The sequence below is a fragment of the Actinoplanes sandaracinus genome, assembly GCF_030009775.1.
Taxonomy (GTDB): domain Bacteria; phylum Actinomycetota; class Actinomycetes; order Mycobacteriales; family Micromonosporaceae; genus Actinoplanes; species Actinoplanes sandaracinus.
In genome coordinates, this window is record NZ_JASCTH010000024.1 from 62,188 (window position 1) to 84,620 (window position 22,433).

The 22,433-nt window shown below is 71.0% G+C and carries 20 protein-coding genes; 10 read left to right on the forward strand and 10 right to left on the reverse strand.

Annotated features, from left to right (window positions below):
• Positions 1 to 205: 205 nt before the first annotated feature.
• A complete protein-coding gene (locus tag QLQ12_RS31760) occupies positions 206 to 1,240 on the forward strand; it encodes a LacI family DNA-binding transcriptional regulator (RefSeq protein ID WP_282764207.1) in 1,035 nt (344 codons plus the stop codon).
• 68 nt (positions 1,241 to 1,308) lie between these two features.
• Here QLQ12_RS31760 and ligD read toward each other — a convergent pair whose 3' ends face one another.
• The 3 genes from ligD to QLQ12_RS31775 are packed head-to-tail and all read right to left on the reverse strand — an operon-like array spanning position 1,309 to position 5,853.
• On the reverse strand, positions 1,309 to 2,253 hold the full coding sequence (gene ligD, locus QLQ12_RS31765) for a non-homologous end-joining DNA ligase (protein WP_282764208.1): 945 nt from the start codon (positions 2,251 to 2,253) through the stop codon (positions 1,309 to 1,311).
• Positions 2,254 to 2,263: 10 nt separating this feature from the next.
• The gene (locus QLQ12_RS31770; protein WP_407651654.1) at positions 2,264 to 3,985 is read right to left on the reverse strand and encodes an acyl-CoA dehydrogenase; all 1,722 of its coding nucleotides are present in this window, start codon (positions 3,983 to 3,985) and stop codon (positions 2,264 to 2,266) included.
• A 59-nt stretch (positions 3,986 to 4,044) separates the two neighbouring features.
• A complete protein-coding gene (locus tag QLQ12_RS31775; protein WP_282764210.1) occupies positions 4,045 to 5,853 on the reverse strand; it encodes a diguanylate cyclase domain-containing protein in 1,809 nt (602 codons plus the stop codon).
• A gap of 192 nt (positions 5,854 to 6,045) precedes the next feature.
• Here QLQ12_RS31775 and QLQ12_RS31780 point away from each other — a divergent pair, with 192 nt between their 5' ends.
• The 3 genes from QLQ12_RS31780 (at position 6,046) to QLQ12_RS31790 (ending at position 9,208) form a co-directional block, all read left to right on the forward strand.
• Entirely contained in the window at positions 6,046 to 7,779 is a 1,734-nt protein-coding gene (locus QLQ12_RS31780; RefSeq protein ID WP_282764211.1) for an alpha/beta hydrolase, read from the forward strand.
• Between the two features lie 95 nt (positions 7,780 to 7,874).
• Positions 7,875 to 8,066 (forward strand): hypothetical protein, encoded by a 192-nt coding sequence (locus QLQ12_RS31785; RefSeq protein ID WP_282764212.1) that lies wholly within the window; start codon positions 7,875 to 7,877, stop codon positions 8,064 to 8,066.
• Between the two features lie 98 nt (positions 8,067 to 8,164).
• Positions 8,165 to 9,208, forward strand: a complete 1,044-nt coding sequence (locus QLQ12_RS31790) for a WD40/YVTN/BNR-like repeat-containing protein (RefSeq protein WP_282764213.1) — start codon at positions 8,165 to 8,167, stop codon at positions 9,206 to 9,208.
• 125 nt (positions 9,209 to 9,333) lie between these two features.
• Here the strand turns inward: QLQ12_RS31790 and QLQ12_RS31795 are convergent, their stop codons facing one another.
• Together QLQ12_RS31795 and QLQ12_RS31800 are read right to left on the reverse strand one after the other, a co-directional pair.
• Entirely contained in the window at positions 9,334 to 9,972 is a 639-nt protein-coding gene (locus tag QLQ12_RS31795) for a response regulator transcription factor (RefSeq protein ID WP_282764214.1), read from the reverse strand.
• Complete coding sequence (locus QLQ12_RS31800; protein ID WP_282764215.1) at positions 9,924 to 11,210, reverse strand: sensor histidine kinase; 1,287 nt, start codon at positions 11,208 to 11,210, stop codon at positions 9,924 to 9,926. The genes QLQ12_RS31795 and QLQ12_RS31800 overlap by 49 nt, the downstream gene beginning before the upstream one ends.
• A gap of 313 nt (positions 11,211 to 11,523) precedes the next feature.
• On the opposite strand from QLQ12_RS31800, the gene QLQ12_RS31805 reads away from it, so the two are divergent.
• The 5 genes from QLQ12_RS31805 (at position 11,524) to QLQ12_RS31825 (ending at position 17,083) form a co-directional block, all read left to right on the forward strand.
• Complete coding sequence (locus QLQ12_RS31805; RefSeq protein ID WP_282764216.1) at positions 11,524 to 12,399, forward strand: CDP-alcohol phosphatidyltransferase family protein; 876 nt, start codon at positions 11,524 to 11,526, stop codon at positions 12,397 to 12,399.
• A 105-nt stretch (positions 12,400 to 12,504) separates the two neighbouring features.
• Entirely contained in the window at positions 12,505 to 12,954 is a 450-nt protein-coding gene (locus QLQ12_RS31810; protein WP_282764217.1) for a peptidase associated/transthyretin-like domain-containing protein, read from the forward strand.
• A gap of 83 nt (positions 12,955 to 13,037) precedes the next feature.
• The gene (locus tag QLQ12_RS31815) at positions 13,038 to 14,636 is read left to right on the forward strand and encodes a phospholipid carrier-dependent glycosyltransferase (protein ID WP_282764218.1); all 1,599 of its coding nucleotides are present in this window, start codon (positions 13,038 to 13,040) and stop codon (positions 14,634 to 14,636) included.
• 39 nt (positions 14,637 to 14,675) lie between these two features.
• Positions 14,676 to 16,331 carry a GMC oxidoreductase gene (locus tag QLQ12_RS31820; RefSeq protein ID WP_282764219.1) on the forward strand — a complete coding sequence of 552 codons (1,656 nt, stop codon included), beginning with the start codon at positions 14,676 to 14,678 and terminating at the stop codon, positions 16,329 to 16,331.
• Between the two features lie 29 nt (positions 16,332 to 16,360).
• Positions 16,361 to 17,083 (forward strand): SDR family oxidoreductase, encoded by a 723-nt coding sequence (locus QLQ12_RS31825; RefSeq protein WP_282764220.1) that lies wholly within the window; start codon positions 16,361 to 16,363, stop codon positions 17,081 to 17,083.
• A 179-nt stretch (positions 17,084 to 17,262) separates the two neighbouring features.
• On the opposite strand, the gene QLQ12_RS31830 is transcribed toward QLQ12_RS31825, so the two are convergent.
• Complete coding sequence (locus QLQ12_RS31830; protein ID WP_282764221.1) at positions 17,263 to 18,729, reverse strand: deoxyguanosinetriphosphate triphosphohydrolase family protein; 1,467 nt, start codon at positions 18,727 to 18,729, stop codon at positions 17,263 to 17,265.
• Positions 18,730 to 18,740: 11 nt separating this feature from the next.
• Positions 18,741 to 19,319 (reverse strand): LURP-one-related/scramblase family protein, encoded by a 579-nt coding sequence (locus QLQ12_RS31835; protein WP_407651644.1) that lies wholly within the window; start codon positions 19,317 to 19,319, stop codon positions 18,741 to 18,743.
• Between the two features lie 89 nt (positions 19,320 to 19,408).
• Here QLQ12_RS31835 and QLQ12_RS31840 point away from each other — a divergent pair, with 89 nt between their 5' ends.
• Positions 19,409 to 20,512: an MBL fold metallo-hydrolase gene (locus tag QLQ12_RS31840; protein ID WP_282764222.1), complete on the forward strand. Its 1,104-nt coding sequence runs from the start codon at positions 19,409 to 19,411 to the stop codon at positions 20,510 to 20,512.
• Positions 20,513 to 20,682: 170 nt separating this feature from the next.
• Here QLQ12_RS31840 and QLQ12_RS31845 read toward each other — a convergent pair whose 3' ends face one another.
• Genes QLQ12_RS31845 through QLQ12_RS31855 form a run of 3 tightly spaced genes read right to left on the reverse strand, consistent with a single transcriptional unit; the run spans position 20,683 to position 22,414 of the window.
• Complete coding sequence (locus tag QLQ12_RS31845; protein WP_282764223.1) at positions 20,683 to 21,585, reverse strand: diacylglycerol/lipid kinase family protein; 903 nt, start codon at positions 21,583 to 21,585, stop codon at positions 20,683 to 20,685.
• Between the two features lie 34 nt (positions 21,586 to 21,619).
• Positions 21,620 to 21,820 (reverse strand): hypothetical protein, encoded by a 201-nt coding sequence (locus tag QLQ12_RS31850; protein ID WP_282764224.1) that lies wholly within the window; start codon positions 21,818 to 21,820, stop codon positions 21,620 to 21,622.
• A gap of 27 nt (positions 21,821 to 21,847) precedes the next feature.
• Positions 21,848 to 22,414: a GAF domain-containing protein gene (locus tag QLQ12_RS31855; RefSeq protein WP_282764225.1), complete on the reverse strand. Its 567-nt coding sequence runs from the start codon at positions 22,412 to 22,414 to the stop codon at positions 21,848 to 21,850.
• Positions 22,415 to 22,433: the final 19 nt, after the last annotated feature.

The following is a 22,433-nucleotide window of genomic DNA, read 5'->3' on the forward strand; positions in this document are numbered from 1 at the left end:
TTTCGAGGCTCAGAGAGCCGGCCTCCGGTGCTGGCACACCGGGGGTCGGCCATAAGGCCGGACTTCGCACGCCACACGGTTCTCCACGGTCCGACGGGCGATGTTGCTACGCTTTTGCAGCGCTGCAAAAGACAGCATGCACGGACGCCTGAACGACGGCAAGGGGTAACCTGCCGGAAACTTGGGGCGGGCAGAGGGGGGCACAATGCGTCGAGAAGTCACTCTGCGTGACGTCGCGGAGCTGGCCGGCGTATCCAGCCGAACCGTCTCCAATGTGGTCAACGGTTATGCGAACGTCACTGAACGTACGAGAGAACGCGTTCAGCGCGCCGTGGACGAACTCGGGTACCGGCCCAACGTGCTCGCCCGCAACCTGGCACAGGGCCGGTCCGGGCAGATCGCCGTGGTGGTCCCCTACCTCGACACGCCGTACTTCTCCGAGCTGTTGCAGAGCGTGATCCGCGCGGCCCGGGCACGCGGCTACAACGTTCTGATCGACCAGACCGACGGCGACCCGGAACACGAGCGCGCGTTCATCGCACACGGCTCGCGCCGGCTCCTCTTCGACGGCGTCATCTTCAGTCCGCTCGGCCTCGACCAGCAGGCCCTCGCCGACCGCGACCCGGCCCTGCCCCTGGTCGTCCTCGGCGAGCGGACCAGCGACGGCGGGTTCGACCACGTCGGCATAGACGACGTGACCGCCTCCCGGCAGGCCACCGACCACCTGCTCGACCTGGGACGGCAGCGGATCGCCGCGATCGGCGACCAGCCGTACGCCACCGGCGAGGCCGCACAGCGGCGCACCCGCGGCTTCCGCCTGGCCCACCAGGCACGCGGCCTCGTCCCCCGTGAAGACCTGATCATCAGTACGCCCCGGTTCAACCGCCCGGACGGCGCACAGGCCATGGCCCACCTGCTCGACCTGGCGGAACCGCCGGACGCGGTGTTCTGTTACAGCGATCTGGTCGCGCTCGGCGCCATCCGCACCATCGTCTCGCGCGGCCTGCGGGTGCCCGAGGACGTCGCGGTGATCGGCTACGACGACATCGAGGACGGCGCGTACTCGAACCCGACGGTCACCACCATCTCGCCGGACAAGGAGATGATCGCGACCACCGCCGTGGACCGGCTGCTGCTGCGCATCGCCAGCGACACTCCGCCGCCCGGCCTGGAGATGCGGGCCCCGCACAAGCTGATCATCCGGGAGAGCACCGCCGGCCGCACCACCGCAACAGCCTGATTCGCCGCCATCTCGATCTTGTGGAATTCCACGACGACGGTGCGCCAGCAAGCAACAAGATCGCGGGCTTATTCGGGCGTGGCCAGGCCGGCCTTCTCGTCACGGTCGGCCCACTCCAGCAGGGTGTCCAGGGAGTGGGCGTGGTCGTCGATCGTCGCGTGCAGGTCGCCGAGCTTCGCGAAGCGGGCGGGGACCGTACGAATGGTGAAGTCTCCGGGGTCCAGGTCCTGGATCTCGTCCCAGGTAACCGGGGTGGAGACGGTGGCGGCGGGCACGCCACGGACCGAGTAGGCGCTCGCGATGGTGTGGTCGCGCGCGTTCTGGTTGTAGTCGATGAACAGCGACCGCGGGTCGCGGTCACGCCGCCACCAGGTGGTGGTGACGTCGTCGGGGGCGCGCCGCTCCACCTCACGGGCGAAGGCGAGCGCGGCCCGGCGGACGTCGGAGAATCCCCACCGTGGCTCGATGCGCACGTAGACGTGCAGGCCCTTGCCGCCGGAGGTCTTCGGGTAGCCGGTGATGCCGAGTTCGCCGAGGACCTCCCGGACGACGGGCGCGACCCGGCGCACGGTGTCGAACGGGCAGTCCGGCATCGGGTCCAGGTCGATGCGCCACTCGTCGGGCCGCTCGGTGTCGGCGCGCCGGGAGTTCCACGGATGGAACTCCACGGTGGACATCTGCACCGCCCAGATCACGTCGGCCGGTTTCGTCACGCACAGCTCGTCGGCGTGCCGGTTATAGCGCGGAAACGTCACCCGGACCGTCTCCAGCCAGGGCGGGGCGCCGTTCGGCACCCGCTTCTGATGCACCTTCTCACCCGCGAGGCCGTCCGGGAAGCGGTGCAGCATGCAGGGGCGCTCGCGCAGCGCCCGGACGATCCCATCGCTCACCGCCAGGTAGTACTCGACCAGGTCGAGCTTGGTGGCGCCGAGCTCCGGGAAGTAGACCCGGTCCGGGTTGGAGACCCGGACCTCGTGGTCGCCGACTTCGATGATCGTGGCTTTACCGGCCATGAACGCCAAACTAGCCCAACCAGGCGTCGTCCATGTCCCGAAGCAGCGTGTCGCCCGAATCGAGCAGATCCAGCATGGGGCCGACGCGGGGCAGCTCGTGCGTGACGAAGTACCGCGCGGCGAGCCGTTTGCCCCGGTAGAAGTCGCCCTCCTTGCCCTCGGCCGCGAGCAGCTGCTCCAGCCAGAGCCAGGCGATCACCAGGTGGCCGGCGGCGTCGAGGTAGGCGGTGGCGTTCGCCAGGGCGGCCGACGGATCGCCGGTGGCCCAGAGCTTCGCCGTGGTGGCGGCCAGCCGGTCAGCGGCGGCCAGCACCGGGACACCGAGTTCCTCGGGCGCTTTCGCGGCGGTCGCCCTGATCCGGTCGAGGAGCAGGGCCAGGCCGGCTCCGCCCTTCATGGTGACCTTGCGGCCGAGCAGGTCGAGGGCCTGGATGCCGTCGGTGCCCTCGTGGATCGAGTTCAGCCGGTTGTCGCGGTAGAACTGCTCCACCGGGTACTCGCGGGTGTAGCCGTAGCCGCCGTGGATCTGGATGGCGTGGTCGTCGGCGAGCCGGCACCACTGCGCCGGCCAGGCCTTCACGATCGGCGTGAGCACGTCGAGGAGCAGGTCGTTCTCCTCGGACGGTTCGTCGAGAAGCTTCGCCGCGTAGAGGACCAGGGCCAGGCCGCCCTCGACGTACGACTTGGAGGCGAGCAGCATGCGGCGGACGTCGGGGTGCTCGACGATGGCGACCGGCGGGGCCAGCGGGTCCTTGCCGGAGACCGGGCGGCCCTGCTGGCGTTCGCGGGCGTACGCCAGGGCGTGCAGGTAGCCGGTGTAGCCGAGGGCGACCGCACCCGCGCCGACGCCGATCCTGGCCTCGTTCATCATGTGGAACATGTACTGGAGGCCGCGGCCCTCCTCGCCGACCAGCTCGCCGGACGCGCCGTCGAAGGCGAGCACCGCGTTGGTGGTGCCCCGGTAACCCATCTTGTGGTTCAGCCCGGCCAGCACGACGCCGTTGGACGCGCCGGTCGTCAGGCTCCGCTTCGGGACGATGAACAGGGACAGGCCCTTGACTCCGGCCGGCGCCCCGGCGACCCGGGCGAGCACCAGGTGGATGATGTTCTCGCTCAGCTCGTGGTCGCCGCCGGAGATCCACATCTTGCCGCCGGTGACCGAGTACGTGCCGTCGTCGTTCCGGACGGCCTTCGTCGTCACGTCGCTGAGGGAGGACCCGGCCTGCGGCTCGGAGAGGCACATGGTGCCGGTGAACCGGCCCTCGAGCATCGGCAGGACGTACCGCTGGATCTGCTCCTCGGTCCCGTGGGTCAGCAGCAGGTGCGCGTTGCCGGAGGTGAGCATCGCGTACGCCGAGGTGGCGGTGTTGGCCGCCTGGAACCAGAGGAAGCAGGCCCGCTGCAGCACGTGCGGCAGCTGGAGGCCGCCGTGTTCGGCGTTCATCCCGGCGGCGAGCAGGCCGGACTCGGCGAACACCTTCAGCGCCCGGCTCACCTCCGGGATGATCGTCACCCGCTCGCCGTCGAAGGTCGGCTCGTTCAGGTCGCCGGCCCGGTTGTGCGGCGCGAAGTCCCGCTCGGCGATCTGCTGCGACACGTCGAGAAACGCGTCGAACGTCTCGCGGGAGTGCTCGGCGAACCGCTCGCGGGCGGTAAGCGACTCGGCGCCGAGCCACTCGTAGAGCAGGAAGTCGAGGTCACGCCGGGAGAGCACCTTGGACACCGCATCCACCACCGTTCAGCCGGGAAAACCTGGTGCACTCAACTTACTGCACTCCAGGTGCACGAAGTTTAGTCCATCGCGCGGTGCCGGCCGACCCGGACCGCACCGGCCGGAGCCCGGCTCGAGTGCTTGATCTCGTACATCGCGTGGTCGGCGGCGCGCAGGGCCTCGTCCGCGTCGGAGGCGGCCGCGGCCAGGTGCACCCCGACGCTGGCGCCGATCGCGATCTCCTGCCCGTCGATCCGGAACGGCAGCCCCAGCACGTACCGCACGCGGGCGCTCATGGCCAGGGCGTCGTCCGGCCCCATCACCCCCGGCATCAGGATGACGAACTCGTCACCGCCGACCCGGGCGAGCACGTCGTCGGAGCGTACGCACGCGCTGAGCCGATCGGCCACCTGGCGCAGCAGCTCGTCGCCGGCCTCGTGCCCGTGCACGTCGTTGACCGGCTTGAACCCGTCCAGGTCGACGAAGAGGACCGCCACCGCGTCCGAGCTCAGCGAGGCGCCGAGCCGGTCCTGCATCCGCCGCCGGTTCGGCAGGCCGGTGAGCGGGTCGTGCTGCGCCTCGTGCTCCAGGCGCTCCTGGAACGCCCGGTTCTCCGAGATGTCCCGGGCGTTGATGACCACGCCGTTCAGGGCCGGGTTGTGCATCTGGTTGGAGGCGGTGAAGTCGAACCACCGGTACTCGCCGCCGGCGGTCCGCACCCGGCCCTGCAGGCGCAGCACCGCCGACGGGTCGGCGAGCAGCGCGCCCAGCCGTTCCCGCATCTGCGGCTGGTCGTCGACGTGCAGCACGTCGAAGACACTGTGCCCGGCCAGCGAGCCGGCCTTGAAGCCGAGCACCGCCGTGGTGCTCGGGCTGCTGAAGATGATCCGCCCGTCCCCGTCCAGCACCGACACCAGATCCGGGGCGTGCTGGAAGAGGGCCTGGAACCGCTCGTCGGCACGGCGGCGCTGGATCTGGGTCCGATAGCCGAGCATGCTGATCCCGACCACACCGATCACCAGCATCGCCAGCAGCGTCAGGTTCAGCGTCTGACTGCGGTTGTAGATCACGCCGTCGAAGGAGGCCTTGGTCTGCGTCCGCACATAGGACCAGCCGCTGGGCGTGATCGGGATGACGACGGCGATCATCTTGGTGTCGTTCTCGGTGTACTCCACGAACGGGTCCGAGGACCCGGCCCGGTTCCGCAGGATGTCCGGGTTGATGGCGTCGCCGATCAGGTCGGTGACGCTCGCCGCGCCGACCCGGCCGTCGGGGTCGACGATGGTCGTCCGGTGGGCGTCGCTCTGCAGCTCGCCCATGTACCCCTGCAGCGACGTCGCGGCGATGTGGTTCAGCCCGATCAGGTAACCGCTGCGGGTGCCGTCCACCTTGGTGATCGGGACGGCGACCGCCGCCACATAGGAGGCGGGATCCTCCGCGTCGCCGCCGGCCACCCGCATGACGTCGGAGAAGCCGAAGTCGTTGCTCTCCAGTTGCGTCCACATCCGCTGCCATCCGGCGTCGCCGGTGGACGGCGTGCCGGACTCCCGGCTCGCGATCTGGAAGCCACGGTTCGCGTCCGCGATCATCAACCCGTAAGTGAAGGTGTTGGTCTTCCTGGCCGCTGCGGCGAGCGCCACCCGGACCTGGTCCGCGCTCGCCGTGCCACCGCCGGCCAGCAGGCCTGCGACCTTGCCGAGCTCAGCGGTGGAGTAGTACTGGAGCTGTCCCGTCAGTTCGGCGTTGTTGTCGCCGAGCGCGGTGGTGTCGGTCCGGTGCACCTTCTCGACCGCCTGGACGGTCGAGCGGTTCACCAGAAAGCCGGCGACCCCGGCGCCTGCCAGCAATAACACGCTGATCAGCACCGCGATCCAGTTACGCAGCCGCATTGTTCCTCCTCACCGGTTGTCATCGGCAGGACGAGGGCCGAGTGAACCAACCCGGGGAAGGAAACCGGGGAATACCCCGAGGGAAATGGGGCGGCGCTTTCCGGCATCGAACCACGATGATGGAGGAGCCACGTACCGGGGCGGTTTGGTCACACCTGGTACGGATCCCGGCCCGACGGAACGGAGCACCGGATGCGCAGACAGGTGGTGGCGCCCCCACCCGGTTGGCTGGCGCCGCTGCGTACCCGGATCCCCGCCCCTCGCCGCTCGTCCGAACAGACCTCCCTCGCGGTCGTGGCGCCGCGATCCCGCCGGCGCATCGTCCTCTCCGGTCTCAGCCTCACCGGCGCCGGTTTCGCCGCCCTCTTCTACTGCCTCTCCTTCACCCCCTCCCTGCTGCCGCGCGCCTGGTTCCTCCAGGGCGTGGTGGCCGGCATCACCGCGGCCATGGGGTACGCACTCGGCGCCACCGCGGGCGCGCTGGTCCGCCGCTTCCGGGGCCCGTTCCGGTCCCGGACCACCCTGATCGCGTGGGGCCTGCTGGCGGTGGCGGTCCCGGTGCTGGTCGCGGTCTTCCTCTGGCTCGGCACCCGGTGGCAGCGCGACCTGCGGGTCCGCCTCGGAATGCCACCGGCGCCGGAGTACGACGTGGCCCGGACCGTCGGAATCAGCCTGCTCACCTTCGGCATGCTGCTACTGATCGCCCGTCTCCTGCGGCTGGCCACCTACGGGTGCGCCTGGCTGTTCCGCCGGATCGCACCGGACCCGGCCGCCTATTGCGCGGGCACCCTCGTGGTGGCCGTGCTCGCCTACGGCGCCTTCGACGGCCTGCTGGTCGCCAACCTGTTCGCGATGGCCGACCGGTCGGCGGCCGTGGAGAACAGCGGGACGGGCAACGGCGTGACGGTCCCCTCGTCCGCCCTACGCTCGGGCGGCCCACAGTCGCTCGTGCCCTGGGACACGTTGGGCCGCCAGGGCCGGGCGTTCGTGGCCGGCGTGCCGACCGGGGAGGAACTGAGCAAGTTCGCCGGGCGGCCCGCGGCCGAGCCGATCCGCGTCTACGCCGGCCTCACCTCGGCGGACACCCTCCAGGAGCGCGCCGCGCTGGTGGTTCGCGAGATGGAGCGCACCGGCGCCTTCGACCGGGCGGTGGTGGCCGTCGTCACCCCGACCGGCACCGGCTGGGTCGACAACAGGGTCACCCGCTCCCTGGAGTACATGTACGCCGGGGACTCCGCGCTGGTGTCCATGCAGTACTCCTACCTGCCGAGCTTCTTCGCCTTCATGGGCAACCGGTCCGAGGTGGTGGACGCGGCCGACGCGCTGATCGGCGCGGTGCGGGCCCGCTGGGCCCAACTGCCGCCCGGGGACCGGCCGCGGTTGCTGCTGTTCGGCGAGAGCCTCGGGACCTACGGCATGGAGAAGACCTTCGGCACGCCCGAGGGCCTGGTCGATGGGGCGGACGGGGCCCTGCTGCTCGGACCGACCTTCGCCAACCCGACCCACCGGCTGCTCACTGAGCGGCGGGCGCCGGGCAGCCCGATCTGGGACCCGACCTATCCGGGCCTGCCGGTGGAGTTCGCCGACGACGCCGCCGAACTGCGTGGCCTGTCCGGCCCTCGGCCCAAGGTCGTCTATCTGCAGAACGCGACCGACCCGGTGGTGTGGTGGAGTTGGGACCTGCTCTGGCAGAAGCCGACGTGGCTCACCGGGAAGCGGGCGCCCGACGTCACCCCCGACATGCACTGGTACCCGGGCATCACGTTCTGGCAGATCACCTGCGATCTGGTCTTCTCCAACAAGGTGCCGACCGGGCACGGGCACTCCTACAAGTCCGCGACGGTCGACGGGTGGGCCGCCATCGCCCCGCCGCCGGGCTGGACCTTCGCGGACAGCGTCCGTCTGCGTGCCCTGCTGGACGGCTGAACCCGGGGCGGCCGGGCGGCCGACCCGGGACGGGTGACGACCGGATCGAGGGGTCGATCCGTTGAGATTCGGGGGGCGCGACGAGGGGGGACGCCATGGCCGAATCACTGAGCGGGTTCCAGCGTCTGCCACCCCCCGGGCGGCGGCCACGGCCCGTCGCCCAGGGGGTGGCCGCCATGATCGCCGCCGTCCTGATCCTGGCCTGCGGTCTGCTGGCCGGCCGTTGGCTCCTCGACGGGGGACCGGCGCCGGACCCCTCACCCGGCCCGTCGAGGTCCGCCGTCTGAGAACACCCCGTCCGGGGCCCGTCGTGATCCGTCGCCGGAGGCCGCCTCCCGTCCCGGGCCCGTCGTGATCGGCTGCCGGAGGCGGTAGGTTCGCCGACATGACGTTGCATCGAAAACTGTCCATCGCAGTGCTTGCCCTCGTCATGGTCGGCGGAACCGGATTCACCCCGGGCTCCGGTCCGTCCTGGCAGCTCACCGAGACCGGCGCCACCGCACGGTTCCGCGGGCTCGCCCCGGTCAGCGCGAAGGTCGCGTGGGCGGCCGGATCCGCCGGAACGGTGCTGCGCACCGTCGACGGCGGCCGCACCTGGGCCTCGGTCGGGCCACCGGAGGCGGCCGGGCTCCAGTTCCGTGACATCGAGGCGTCCGATTCCCGGCACGCGACGGCCCTCACCATCGGGAACGGCCCGGACTCCCGGATCTACGCGACCTCCGACGGCGGCGCCACCTGGACCGAGACGTTCCGCAACGCCGACCCGGCGGCCTTCTACGACTGCCTGACCTTCTTCGACCGGCGGCACGGCCTGGCCCTGTCCGACCCGGTCGACGGGAAGTTCCGGATCCTGGCGACCCGGGACGGCGGCCGCACCTGGCAGGTGCGCCCGACCGGCGGCATGCCCGACGCGCTGCCCGGCGAGTTCGCGTTCGCGGCCAGCGGGACCTGCCTGGTCTCGGCCGGCCGGCACGCCTGGTTCGCGACCGGCGGCAACCCCACGGCCCGGGTGTTCAGCTCCCGCGACGGCGGCTGGACCTGGTCGGTCACCGCCGCGCCGGTTCCGGGCGGCGCCACCGCCGGCGTCTACTCGCTGGCGTTCCGGGACCCCCGGCACGGGCTCGCGGTCGGCGGCGACTACAACACCCCGGCCGCGGCGCCGGACGGTTCGGCGGTCACCCGGGACGGCGGGCGGCACTGGACCGTGTCGAAGACGGTGCCGGGCGAGTACCGGTCCGGGGCGGCGTGGCGCGGGCGCACCACCGCGCTGGCGGTCGGCCCCACCGGCAGCGACATCTCCTACGACGGCGGCGTCTCCTGGCGGAGGTTCGACACCGGCAGCTTCGACGCGGTGGAGTGCACCGCGGACGGCTCCTGCTGGGCCTCCGGACAGGACGGCCGGATCGCCCGTCTCCGCTGGAACCACTGAGCCAGTCCGGACCAGGCATGCTTCCGCCCGCCCGCGAGCGGAAGCGTGCCGCCGCCGGCGGCCGGGAGAACGGCCCGCGGCGGAGCGCGCCGCAACCCACGCGCGCGAACCGGATCAGGCGTCTGTCAGACGTCGAGGTAGGCGAGGACGGCTAGGACGCGGCGGTGGTCGTCGTCCGAGGGCGGCAGGGCCAGTTTCGTGAAGATGCTGCTGATGTGCTTGCTGACCGCCTTCTCCCCGACGAACAGCTTGGCGGCGATCGCCCCGTTCGACCGGCCCTCGGCCATCAGCCCGAGCACCTCACGCTCCCGGACGGTCAGCCCGGCCAGCGGTGACCGGTTGCGGGCCAGCAACTGACCGACGACCTCCGGGTCCATCGCGGTGCCACCGGCCGCCACCCGGCGCACCGCGTCGATGAACTGGGCCACGTTCGCCACCCGGTCCTTCAGCAGATAGCCGACCCCACCGGCCCGGTCGGTCAGCAGTTCGCGGGCATAGAGCGGCTCGACGTGCTGGGAGAGGACCAGCACCGGCATGCCGGGCACCTTCTGCCGGGCCTCGATCGCCGCCTGCAGACCCTCGTCGGTAAAGGTGGGCGGCAGCCGCACGTCCACCACCGCCACGTCCGGGCGGTGCTCCAGCAACGCCGGCAGCAGCGACGGTCCGTTGTCGACCGCCGCGACCACCTCGAAGTCGAACGCCTCCAGGAGCCGGGTCAGCCCGTCGCGGAGGAGGGCGAGATCTTCGGCGAGGACAACACGCACGGCAGCTCCATGGTCACGACAGTCGGTCCGCCCGGCGGGCTGGACAGGCTCATCGTGCCATCGAAGGCGGCTAGACGGCGCTCGATGCCTCGCAGCCCGGTGCCGGCGGACGGATCGGCCCCGCCCTGGCCGTCGTCGCTGACCCGCAGACAGAGCGTCTCGCCGGTGTGCCACATCTCCACGGCGGTGTGACGGGCCACACTGTGCCGGACGGCGTTGGCCAGCGCCTCGGCGACGGCGAAATAGGCGGCCGACTCGACCGGCGTGTCCAGCCGGCCCGGCAGGGACGCGGTCACCGTGGAGGGAACCGGCAGGGCCATCGTCAGGGCCCGGACCGCGCCTTCCAGGCCGCGCTCGGCGAGCACCGGGGGGTGGATGCCGCGGACCAGGTGCCGCAGCTCCACCAGGGCGGCCGAACTGGTCTCCCGGGCCTCGGCCATCAACTTGCGGGCGGTGGCCGGGTCGGCGTCGACGATCTCCTCGGCCAGCCCGATGGTCATGCCCAGGGCCACCAGCCGGGCCTGTGCCCCGTCGTGCAGATCGCGCTCGATCCGGCGCAGCTCGGCGGCCTGGGCGTCGACCGTGTCGGCCCGGGTGACGGTCAGCTGACTGACCCGCAGGCGCAACTCGGCGGCGCGGGTGGGCGCCAGGAACACCCGGGAGAGGAGGGCGTCGGCGCGCCGCAGGTGAGGGGCCGCGGCGATGCCGGCGGACAGGATCAGCGCGCCCTGCGGCAGGGACAGGAAGCCCTCGCCGAGGGTCTCGATCGGCCAGATCATGCCGTAGCCGTAGCTGTCCGTGCCGAGCCAGACCCAGAGCGGGATGAGCAGGATGCCCTCCACCCCGTACACCGGGACGGCCAGCGACAGCACGCCCAGCGCCAGGCCACCGACCGCGCCGGGAAGCAGCCAGGCCAGGTCGCGCCAGGTCGCCGGGTCGGTGATCAGCCAGTGGTAGTAGCGCAGGCCTCCGAAGATCGCCTTCTCCGGGCGTGGCCGGTACGGCCGGGCGATGGTCACGCCCCGGCCGGCGGCGAGGCGGCGCGCCAGGTCGGCGCGGGCCCGGATCAGCAGCGTCACCAGCGGCAGCAGCACCAGCCCCAGCCCGAGCACCGGGGTCAGCACGAGGCTGACCACGAAGAAGACGAACAGGGGGATGTTGACGATGGCGAGGGGGATGGCGAGCACCCCGCCGGCCACGGCGCGGATTCCGTCACGGATCCAGTCACGCGAGTCCATGTCATCATCCTGGCCATCGGGCGCCACGTTGTCGGTAGTGCCAGCCCTACCCCGTCAGGGGGCCTGGCGCACCCACGCGCGGCGACGGTGACGAAGTCGATCAATAGCGCTCCGGTCGCGGATCTCGGGGTGGGGCGTACAATTGCTGGGCCGGGCGATCCGACATGGGAACGGCCCGATCGATACACAATTGCAATAAATTCGTCAGAATTCGACTACTGGCCGCCCTGATAAGCATTACCGCAGGTAGTGACCTTGGTTCACCGGCGGGCCACGTGGCGTTTTCATGGGATTAAGGTCTAAAGTGCCGCGCGTGAAGGTGACCTTGCAGGAGATCCGGGAACGGACCTATAAGCCGGTCGACGCGTGGTGGACCGTGCTTCTGGTCGACCCGCTGGCGTCGCGACTGGTGCGCCTCGTGGCGCCGTACCGATGGATCACGCCCAATGTTCTGACCCTGATCGCGTCGATCTTCGGATTCGGCGCGGCCGCCTGTTTCGCCGTCGGTGACCGGTGGGCCCTCGTCGCGGGTGGAATCCTGTTCCACATCAGCTTCGTGGTCGACTGCATGGACGGGAAGATCGCCCGGCTGAACGGGACGGGCACGATGTTCGGGCAGTGGCTCGACTTCGTCCTCGACCGGGTGCGGGTCTTCTTCATCGCGCTGGCCCTGTTCGGCGGGCAGTACGCGAAGACGCACGACGTCGCGTTCCTCTGGCTGATGGCTGTGGCGATCTTCCTGGACCTGTTCCGCTACCTGAACAGCGCCCAGATGACCAAGGTCCGCAACAGCATGAAGGACCAGATCGCCGCCTTCCGCGTCCCGACCCCGGTGGAGGCCGAGCCCGCCGCCGGGATGGGCGAGCCGGCCGACGAGATGCCGGAGCCCGCCGTCACCGCCCCGGGCAACACCTCGCTGAAGCGGCGGATCGGCGCCACGCTGCGCCGCAACCGCATCCGCACGCACCTGATCAGCGGTATCGAGTACGAGATGTCGGTCTTCATCATCGCCCCGATCACCGGCCTGATCTTCCCGGTCACCATCGCGGCCGGCGCCGGCCTGCTCGCCTTCGAGGCGTTCCTGATCTTCAAGCTGTACCGCACCTGCCAGCAGTTCCCCGGCAAGCTCGCGGCCGCCCAGGCCGCCTACGACGAGCAGGAACCGGACCGCATCCCGTCCGCCGTCTGAGCCGAAACACACCAGGAGCACCCCCGCCCACCGGAGGGCCGGGGTGCTCCTGTTCTGCTACCGGGATCGGGTTCACGAATCCTCATCCGTGCCGAACAGGCTGCCATGACAGAGCACCGGGACGACGTCGTACGCGGTGTGCCACTCACCGTGAAACTGCGGCTGGTGAGCGCCAACTCCGGGCGCCCGCGGACGGGCTGCGCGGTCAGCCTCTGGCACTGCGGCGGCCACCGTTCCCGGGGACGGCAGGCCGTGGATCCGGCCGGCTGGGTGTCGTTCACCAGCGCGTTCCCCGGCGCGCACACCGGGCACTGGCCGCACGTGCACTTCGCGGTGCACCGTGACGGCGACGACGACGGCCTGCTGCACGCGGCCCAGCTCGCGATGCCCGGCGACGCCTGCACCAAGGCGTACTGCGCGGCCGAGCGCCGTCAGCTCGACGGGCTGAGCCTGGCCGGCGACGGATGCTTCACCGGTGGGTGGGCGCTGGAGATACCGTCGGTGACCGGCGACGCCTCCCGGGGCCTGGTCGCCACCCGCACCGTCGGCATCTGACCGGGCGACGGGCCGCCGAGGGACGCCACGCCGCGACTCGCCCCTTCAGCGGACCGGCGCTGTGCCCCGGATAGATTGGCCCGATGCAGCGCCGACGCCTGATCTTCATCCTGGCGGTCGTGGCGATGCTCGGGCAGATGGCCTTCGCCATGGTGACCACGGCGATCCAGCAGTCACCGACGATCGACGAGCCGGTCTACGTGGCGACCGCCGAGGTCTACCGGCAGCAGCACAGCCTGCGCTACAACCCGGAACACCCGCCGCTCGGCAAGCTGATCATCGCGGCCGGGACGGCGTTCGCCGACCCCGAGCTGGACCCGGGCTTCAACGGCAACCAGACCCTGCTCGGCCGGCACCTGCTCTACGAGAACGGCAACAACCCGTTCCAGGTGATGCTGCTGGCCCGGTTGCCGGTCATCCTTCTCACCCTGCTCTTCGGGCTGGTGGTGCTGGCCTTCGCCCGTGACGTGGCCGGGCCGGTGGCGGGGCTGATCGCCCTCGCGCTCTACAGCTTCTCCCCCGACGTGATCGCGCACGGCTCGCTCGCCACCCTGGACGTGCCGGCGGCCGGAATGCTGCTGACCGCCTTCTGGCTGGCCTGGCGTGCCCGGGGCCGCCCCCTGCCCTACGCGCCTCTCGCCGGGGCGGCGCTGGGAGCGGCGCTCGCGACCCGGGCGAGCATGCTTCCCGCCGTACCGCTGCTGGTCGGTGTCGTCGCGCTCTCGGTCTGGCGCGCCCGGACGGATGAGCTGAAGCGACGCCTGCTGATCGCCGCGGGAGCGGCGCTGGGCGCCGGAGTGGTCGCGGTGGTGGTGGTGTGGCTCGCCTACCTCGCGGTGGATCCGCGGTTGCGCTGGAGCACTCCGCCCGGCCTGCCGGACGTGCGCGGGCTGAAAGGGCTGGCGGTGAGCCTGCTGCCGTTCCCGGAGGCCTACCGGGACGGGATGCTGATCCAGTTCCGGTTCGAGGACCGGACCTTCAACGGCTTCCTGCTGGGCGAGCCCTACAAGGGGTCGCGGTGGTACTACATGCCGGTCGCGATCCTGATCAAGACACCGCTGGCGATGCTGGCGCTCTGGGTGGGTGGCGTCCTCACCATGCTGGTGGTCCCGCGGCTGCGGGTGGCGCTGCTCTACCTGCTGCCCGTCTCGGCGGCGCTGCTGCTGGTCAGCATGCTGGGGTCACGCAATTACGGCACCCGGTACGCGATCTTCCTGCCGCTCTTCCTGGGCGTCGCCGCCGGGGCCGTCGCGCTGATCGAGCTGAAGTGGTCGAGGATCGCGGCGGGCGTGCTCGTGCTCTGGGTCGCGGTCAGCTCGCTTCTGACGTTCCCGTTCTATCTCCCCTATTCCAACGAGGCGTTCGGCGGGACCGCGCGGACCCACCTCAACCTGCACGACGCCAACGTCGACTGGGGGCAGGACCTGGCCCGGCTCGGGCAGCATCTCCGGAGCGCGTACCCGGGCGAGCAGGTCTGGCTGGCCTACAAGGGCTCCGGGGTGCCCGCCTACTACGGAATCCCGGCGCGGGATCCGTACTCGGTGCCGGAGGACCAGGTGCGCGGCCTGCTGGTGGTCTCCGACTCGCGGGTGGCGATCCCCGGACCCCGCCTGAAACGGATGATCGCCACTTCCCAGGAGATAGACCACGTAGGCCATTCGATCAGGATCTATCGACGCTGACTCTTGAACGTTACTCACCGGTAATGCTTAGGTAACACGATGGCGGCGCATTTCGACATCGTGATCGTGGGCAGCGGCTTCGGCGGCAGCGTCAGCGCTCTGCGGCTGGCGGAGAAGGGTTACCGGGTCGGCGTGCTGGAAGCCGGCCGGCGTTTCACCCCGGAGACTCTGCCGAAGACCTCGTGGGACCTGCGCAACTTCCTCTGGGCACCGAAGCTCGGGCTCCGCGGCATGCAGCGGATCACCCTGCTCAAAGACATCATGGTGCTCTCCGCGGCAGGGGTCGGCGGCGGCTCGCTCGTCTACGCCAACACCCTCTACGTGCCGCCGGCGCCGTTCTTCGCCGATCCGCACTGGGCCGGGATCACCGATTGGGCGCAGGAGCTGGCGCCCTTCTACGACCAGGCGTCCCGGATGCTCGGCGTCACCGAACAGCCCACCATGACACCGTCCGACCTCGTCATCAAACAGGTCGCCGAGGACATGGGCGTGGGGCACACGTTCCGGCGTACCCCCGTCGGGGTGTTCTTCGGCGAAGCCGGAAAGACCGTGCCCGACCCCTACTTCGGGGGCGCCGGACCGGAACGGACCGGCTGCGTCGAATGCGGCAACTGCATGATCGGATGCAAGATCGGCGCGAAGAACCGGCTCGACGTCAACTACCTCTACCTCGCCGAACAGGCCGGGGCGGTGGTGCACCCGGACACCGAGGTCACCACGCTGCGGCCGGACGGCGACGGATGGCGGGTCGAGACCACCCGCGGCGTCTTCACCGCCGGGCAGGTGATCCTGTCCGCCGGGGCGCTCGGCACCCAGCGGCTGCTGCACGCCATGAAGGACACCGGGGTGCTGCCCGGCATCTCCGACCGCGTCGGCCGGCTCACCCGGACCAACTCCGAAGCGCTGCTCGGCGCCGCCACCAAGACCGTGCCCGCACAACCCTTCTCGCAGGGCATCGCGATCACGTCGTCGTTCCACCCCGACCCCGACACCCACATCGAACCGGTCCGGTACGGGCCGCGCAGCAACGCCATGGGCCTGCTGTCGACGATCCTGGTCGACGGCGGCGGGCGGATGCCGCGGCCACTGCGGTTCCTCTGGCAGGCGCTGCGGCATCCGGTGGTGCTCGGGCACTCGCTGTCGGTCCGCCGGTGGAGCGAACGGACCATCATCGCCCTGGTCATGCAGTCGGTCGACAACTCGCTCACCGTCCGCCGCACCCGCCGAGGCCGGCTGACCACCTCGATCGGGCACGGCAAACCCAACCCCACGTGGATCCCGGTCGGGCACGAGGCGGTCCGCCGGATGGCCGACCGGATCGGCGGCTACCCCGGCGGGACCGTCGGCGACCTCTTCAACATCCCGCTCACCGCCCACATCCTCGGCGGCGCCACCATCGGCGAATCCGCCTCGACCGGCGTGGTGGACGCCTACCACCGGGTCTTCGGCCACCCCGGCCTGCACGTGATCGACGGGTCGGCGGTGCCCGCCAACCTCGGGGTCAACCCGTCGTTGACCATCACCGCCCTGGCCGAACGGGCCATCGCCCTCTGGCCCAACAAAGGCGAAGCCGACCCCCGGCCGGCCGTCGGCGCCGGTTACCAGCGGTTGTCGCCGGTGGCCCCGCGCTCCCCCGCGGTCCCCGCCCACGCGCCGGGCGCGCTGCGCCTGCCCTTTCCCCGCACCCGGACCTGACACCTTCCCCGCGTATAGCATCGACGGGCATGACGCTTCCACTCACCGGCAAGACGGCGCTCGTCACCGGGGGCTCACGCGGAATCGGGCGGGCCGTCGTGCAGCGGCTCGCCACCGACGGAGCCCGGGTCGTGTTCACCTACCACCGTGCCAAGGACGCCGCGGACGCCCTGGCCGACGAGATCGGCGCCGAGGCGGTCCGCTGCGACCAGGCCGACCTCGCCACCCTCCCAGCGATCTTCGAACCGGTCCGCGACGGCCTGGACATCCTGGTCAACAACGCCGGGATCAGCTTCAGCAGAACCATCGCCGACCTCACCCCGGACGACTTCGACCGGGTCCTGACCGTCAACACCAAGTTTCCGCTCTTCGCACTCCGATCGGCGATCCCGCTGCTGCGCGACGGCGGCCGGGTCGTCAGCGTCTCCAGCCTCAACACCGCCGTGCCCCCGGCCGGTGGTGCCCTCTACTGCGCCAGCAAGGCCGCGCTCGAACAGGTGACCGCCGTCGCGGCGCGTGAACTCGGCCCCCGCGGCATCACCGTCAACACCGTCTCGCCGGGCGCCACCGACACCGAGATGCTGCACGCCGCCAACCCGGCCGAGGCCATCCAGCAGACGGTCGCCCTCACCGCCCTCCAGCGCCTCGGCCGGCCCGCCGACATCGCCGCGGTCGTCGCCTTCCTCGCCGGCCCCGACGCCGCCTGGATCACCGGCCAGAACATCCGCGCCACCGGCGGGCTGCTGATCTGAGACGGCCTGCGGGGAAGGTCAAAACCCGGATCCCTCTCTCGTACGCTCGTCGCGCCCCTCAACCGCACCACACCCGTCCCGTGGCTCCCGCGCGACGCCGCTGCCACTCCCGGCCCCACCGCGACGATCGGGCGGATCCCGGGGCGGGGTGGCCGTACGAGAAAGAGGAAAGCGGCCCGTCACAGGACCAGGGCGTCGGTCCACAGCTGGCGGGAGCGGCCGGAGAGGGCCTCCATCAGGCCGACGGCCTGGCCGTCGGTGAGGCCGGCGACGAAGTCGACGACGGCGCGGCCGCGGGCGCGGGAGAGGCGTTCCGGGGTGCCGGCGGGGAGTTCGGATTCGGCGAGTTCGACGAGGTCGCGGAGGCGGCGGGGCAGGCGCTGCTCCTCGTCAGGGTCGGTCAGCCAGGCGAGCAGGGCCTCGACCAGGGAAGCGAGCAGGCGGGCCTGGCCGCGCTGGTGCAGGGCCAGGTCGGGCCGTTCGAGGACGAAGCGGTTCTGCACGAACTTCAGGACCTGCACCTCGTGCCACTGGGCGCGGGACAACTGGACGTGACCGCTGCGGACGGCCGGCTGGCCGATCATCTCGGCCGAGATGACGAGGCGGTGGGTCCAGTTCGCCGAGAAGGCGGCGACCCGGGCCTCCGACTCCAGCGAACCGTCGAACGGCCGGGCCAGCAGGCCGTCGACGAGCTCGGCGCGGACCAGTTCGACGGCGTCGGCGAAGGCCTCGTCGTCGGCGATCCACCCGTCCTTGCGGTGCAGCTGGCGGCGCAGCGACTCGATGGCGCCGCCGGCCCGGGCCGGGTCGGACTCGCTGCCCCAGCGCTGCCAGGCCATCAACTCCGAGGCGACCGCGCCCTGCTGGAGCACGCCGACGCGGTGCACGTCCTCAAGGTCGTGGATGGCGTAGGCGATGTCGTCGGCGGTGTCCATCACCGAGGCCTCGACGGTCTGCTGCCAGTCGGCGACCCGGCCGGCGAACGGAGCCCGGGCCGCGCGCACGTCCCCGACCTCGGTGGAGTAGGCGCCGAACTTGAGGGAGCCACCGTCCGGGTCGTCGGGCACCCCGGCGGCGCCGCGCGGCGGCGGGTCCATGAACCGGGGGTGCGGCTCCGGGTGGGTGGTGCGGGTCCACGGGTACTTGAGGATCGCGGCGCGGACCGCGTTCGTCAGGTTCAGCCCGATCGTCGCCTGACCGCGGATCTCCGTGCTGGTGACGATCCGGTACGACTGCGCGTTGCCCTCGAACCCGTCCCGCAGCCCGAGCCGCTGCCGGGCCAGCCTGTCCAGCACCCGCTCGCCGAGGTGCCCGAACGGCGGATGCCCCAGGTCGTGGGCGAGCGCCGCCGCCTCCACCACGTCCGGGTCGCAGCCGCCCAGCTTCTCGGACAGATCCGGGTGCGCGGCCCGGACCCGCTCGGCGATCGCCCGGCCCACCTGGGCCACCTTGAGACTGTGGGTGAGGCGGTTGTGCACCAGCAGCCCCGACCCGCCAGGGCTGATCACCTGGGTGACCCCGGCGAGGCGGGCCAGGAACGGTGAACTGACGATCCGGTCCCGGTCCACCCGGAACGGGCTCTGCGCCAGATCTCCGGGGGCCACCAGACTGTCACCGAAGAGGCGCTGGGCACGTGGATCATCCATGCCCGGAGAATCTACCGACTCTGCAGAGCGTCCAACGCGACGGCCATGGCAACCACGAGGCGGCGGTCCAGGTAGGGGTCGTGGATGCTCACCTGGTACGTGTCCCGCAGACCCCACTTGCGCATCACCGAGAAGCCCGGGCGGCCCGCAATGGTGAAGTCGAAGTGGTACGGCAGCCAGGACAGGTAGTCGATGAACCGGCGCAGGATCGCCACCCACTGGTTGCGCTCCTGCCCGGTCACCTCGCCGTAGCCCGGCTGCTCCACGATCCAGGTGGACCGCAGCAGCGAGGCCGCGAAGTTCTTCCGGAACAGTCCGATGGGCTGGCCGTTCGCGTCGGTCACGTCGTAGGTCGCGCCCAGGTCGATGACCTGACGGGCCTTGAAACCGAGCAGCGGAACCTGCTTGGTGTCGTCGGTGTAGAGCGTCACCTGTTCCTTGAACGCCAGCCGCTTCTGCTGGGCGAACGCGAGGATGCCGGCCTCCTGACCGTCCGGGGAGACGGCGTGGACCTCGTACTGGTTGACCATGAGACGAATGCGCTGGCGCACGATGAGATGGGTCTGCGCCTGAAGGGTGTCTTGCGTCACCGCGGCAGTGTGTCATACCGGTCACTTGCTGAGGAGTTACTGAGGGGCACGCTGGCCGACATGAACCCGGGCAGGCCAGACTGGAGACCATGGCGAAGCGAACGCGTACACGTACCGTGATGGCTCTGGCGCTTGCCGCCGCGGCGGTGTGGGCCGCCCGTGACGTGCCCGCGCAGATCGGTGGCCGCGCCGGCGGCGCCCGCCGGACGAGGGTCGAGTCGTCGCCGCAGTTCGCGGGCGGCAAGTTCCGCAACACCGTGCCCGCCACCGAGGTCGTCGCGGCCTCGGTGCCGCGGCTGGCCGTCGCGGCGGCCACCGGCCGGGAGGCCCGCCGCCCGCGTCTGCCGGTCCCGCTGGTCACCGCCGCTCCCGGCGGCGACGCCGACGGACTGCACATCACCTGGTACGGCCACTCGTCCGCCCTGATCGAGATCGAGGGCCGGCGGGTCCTGCTCGACCCGGTGTGGAGCGATCGCTGCTCCCCGTCCCGGCTGGCCGGCCCGCGCCGGCTGCACGAGCCCCCGGTGCCGCTGCGTGAGCTGCCCCCGATCGACGCCGTGCTGATCTCCCACGACCACTACGACCACCTCGACATGGTGACCATCCAGAACCTGGCCGACCTGCAGGCCGCCAGGTTCCTGGTGCCGCTCGGCGTCGGAGCGCACCTGGAGCGCTGGGGCGTCCCCGCCGGCCGCATCGTCGAACTCGACTGGAACGAACGCGCCACGGTCGGCGGCATCGAGTTCGTGGCCACGCCGGCCCGGCACTTCTCCGGGCGAGGCCTCACCCGGGACGAGACACTCTGGGCCAGCTGGGTGATCAACGGGCCGAACCGGAAGGTCTTCTACTCCGGCGACACCGGGTACTTCCCGGGCTTCGCGGAGATCGGCGCGGAGCACGGCCCCTTCGACGCCACCCTGGTGCAGATCGGGGCGTACGGCGAGGACTGGCCGGACATCCACATGACGCCCGAGGACGGCGTCGCCACCCACGTCGACGTGCGCGGCGGCCTGATGATCCCGGTGCACTGGGCAACCTTCAACCTGGCCCTGCACGACTGGGCCGAACCCGCCGACCGCACCTGGCGGGAGGCCAAGGCCCGCGACGTGAAGCTGGCCGTGCCGCGTCCCGGTGAGCGGGTCGACGTCGACAATCCGCCCTCCGTCGACGGCTGGTGGCAGCAGATCGTCTGACCTCCCGCTCGCGGCCCGGGGTGGTCAGCCGGTGCCAGCACACCGGCTGACCCCGGGGCCTCGCACCGGACCGCGCTCCGCCAGAGCGCCCGATGCCGGCCACCACGCTGCGCCCGGGGCGCGGGACGGCGATGGTGCGGTTGAGGGGTGCGAGTCGCGTACAAGAAAGGTCAGACCGAAGCGGGAACGCAGATCTGGACAGCGGCCGGGACCACGGACGCGGTGAACTTCCTGGTCTTGGAGCGGGCGCCGCCGTCGAGTTCGTATACGAGTTTGCCGGCGAGTTCGACGTCGATGCGGCGGGCGCGGGTGGTGCGGACGAACGGGGACTTGTCGGAGCGGCTGACCGCCATGGTGCCGAGGGCACGCGCCCATTGGAGGGCGTTGTGGGCGGTGGCGACGCCGACGTCGAGCCAGCCGTCGTCGGGGACCGCGTCGTCGAAGGCGCGGATGCCGCCGGTGATGGTGCCGACGTTGCCGATGAGGACGCAGCTCGCCTCGCCGTCGAACCAGTCGGTGCCGTCGACCTTGATCTTCGCGTGCGGGGCTTCGCCGTTGACGTGCCGGAGACCGGTCCAGACGTAGGCGAGCTTGCCGAGGCGGTCCTTGAGAGCGCCGTCGGCGTCCTTGATCATGGCGCCGTCGAAGCCGACGCCGGCCATCACCGCGAAGTGTTCACCGCCGAGTTCGCCGAGGTCGAAGTGGCATCGTTCGCCGGTGAAGGCGATGTCGACGGCCTTCTCCAGGTCGGTGGGGATGCCGAGGTTGCCGGCGAGCAGGTTGCCGGTGCCGGCGGGCATGATGGCGACCGGAACGCGCTTGCCGCGCTTGAAACCGGCGAGGGTGTCGAGGGTGCGCTGGACCATGCCGTCACCGCCCCAGACGACGAGCAGGTCCGCGCCGGCCTCGACGGCCTTACGGACCTTCTTCGGGGCCTTGCGGCTCTTCGGGACCTCGAACCAGAGCAGCTTCTCGACGCCGCGCCCGGTGAGGAGCCGGCGCAGCTCGTCGAGTCCGCCGCCGAGGGTTTTCCGCTGGTGGGCAACGACGGCGATCGTGCGGGGGGTACGCATGTCGCCGCCGTTACCCGGTCCGGGAAGAAACCAATCAGCGGAAGCTGAACCGGCGCCGCTTCTTGCGGCCGAACAGGGTCTGCGCGGTGTCGGCGCCCCGGCGGAGCAGGCGCGACGCGCGATTGTTGGGACCACGCCGGCGCTCGACCGTGTCGCTGAGCTTGCGGGCTCCGGCGACGCCGAGCGGGACGAGGACAGCGGTCAGGACGATTCTGCGGATGAGGTTCCAGATCATGCCTGGAGACATACCCACCTGGCGTGATCAGTTCACGGTTTCCCGCATGCGTTGTTCGGCGGCCGCGCTGCGGATCACCATGAGCCGCAGTTCCAGCTCGTCGGCGACGATCGAGGCCAGGTGCTGCAGGGCCTCGAGCTGGCGCGGGTTCGCCTCCCGGGGCACGCTGTCGATCACGTTGACGGTGCCCAGGCGGTAACCGTCATGGGTGCGGATCGGCGCGGCGGCGTAGAAGCGCAGGCCCAGCTCGCCGCGGACCAGCGGATGTTCCAGCGTGCGCGGGTCGACGGCCGCGTTGTTGATGACGTAGACGTCGTCCTGGGCGATCACCGAGGCGCACAGGCCGGGTTCCTTGCCGACCTCCCGTACGCCGGTCAGGCCCTGACAGGCCGCCAGCCACACCCGGTCCTGCTCGACCAGGGACACGGTGGCGATCGGTGTGCCGAAGACAGCGCCGGCCACGAAGGCGATCCGGTCGTACGCGTCCTCCACCGGCTGGTCGACCAGGCGGTAACGGCGCACCGCCGCGAGACGGGCCTGCTCCCGCGGATCCACGTTGTCCAGGTATTCGTAGGCGCTCGACGACTCTGTCATGGACGGCAGCCTATTGCTC

Bases quoted from the DNA above. Each gene is read 5' to 3' on its own strand.
- QLQ12_RS31820 (WP_282764219.1), top strand. From the start codon at position 14,676: ATGGCGGCGCATTTCGACATCGTGATCGTGGGCAGCGGCTTCGGCGGC.
- QLQ12_RS31845 (WP_282764223.1), bottom strand. From the start codon at position 21,585: ATGCGTACCCCCCGCACGATCGCCGTCGTTGCCCACCAGCGGAAAACC.
- QLQ12_RS31760 (WP_282764207.1), top strand. From the start codon at position 206: ATGCGTCGAGAAGTCACTCTGCGTGACGTCGCGGAGCTGGCCGGCGTA.
- QLQ12_RS31810 (WP_282764217.1), top strand. From the start codon at position 12,505: ATGACAGAGCACCGGGACGACGTCGTACGCGGTGTGCCACTCACCGTG.
- QLQ12_RS31855 (WP_282764225.1), bottom strand. From the start codon at position 22,414: ATGACAGAGTCGTCGAGCGCCTACGAATACCTGGACAACGTGGATCCG.
- QLQ12_RS31815 (WP_282764218.1), top strand. From the start codon at position 13,038: ATGCAGCGCCGACGCCTGATCTTCATCCTGGCGGTCGTGGCGATGCTC.
- QLQ12_RS31840 (WP_282764222.1), top strand. From the start codon at position 19,409: ATGGCGAAGCGAACGCGTACACGTACCGTGATGGCTCTGGCGCTTGCC.
- QLQ12_RS31825 (WP_282764220.1), top strand. From the start codon at position 16,361: ATGACGCTTCCACTCACCGGCAAGACGGCGCTCGTCACCGGGGGCTCA.
- QLQ12_RS31800 (WP_282764215.1), bottom strand. From the start codon at position 11,210: ATGGACTCGCGTGACTGGATCCGTGACGGAATCCGCGCCGTGGCCGGC.
- QLQ12_RS31850 (WP_282764224.1), bottom strand. From the start codon at position 21,820: ATGATCTGGAACCTCATCCGCAGAATCGTCCTGACCGCTGTCCTCGTC.
- ligD (WP_282764208.1), bottom strand. From the start codon at position 2,253: ATGGCCGGTAAAGCCACGATCATCGAAGTCGGCGACCACGAGGTCCGG.
- QLQ12_RS31780 (WP_282764211.1), top strand. From the start codon at position 6,046: ATGCGCAGACAGGTGGTGGCGCCCCCACCCGGTTGGCTGGCGCCGCTG.
- QLQ12_RS31775 (WP_282764210.1), bottom strand. From the start codon at position 5,853: ATGCGGCTGCGTAACTGGATCGCGGTGCTGATCAGCGTGTTATTGCTG.
- QLQ12_RS31790 (WP_282764213.1), top strand. From the start codon at position 8,165: ATGACGTTGCATCGAAAACTGTCCATCGCAGTGCTTGCCCTCGTCATG.
- QLQ12_RS31785 (WP_282764212.1), top strand. From the start codon at position 7,875: ATGGCCGAATCACTGAGCGGGTTCCAGCGTCTGCCACCCCCCGGGCGG.
- QLQ12_RS31830 (WP_282764221.1), bottom strand. From the start codon at position 18,729: ATGGATGATCCACGTGCCCAGCGCCTCTTCGGTGACAGTCTGGTGGCC.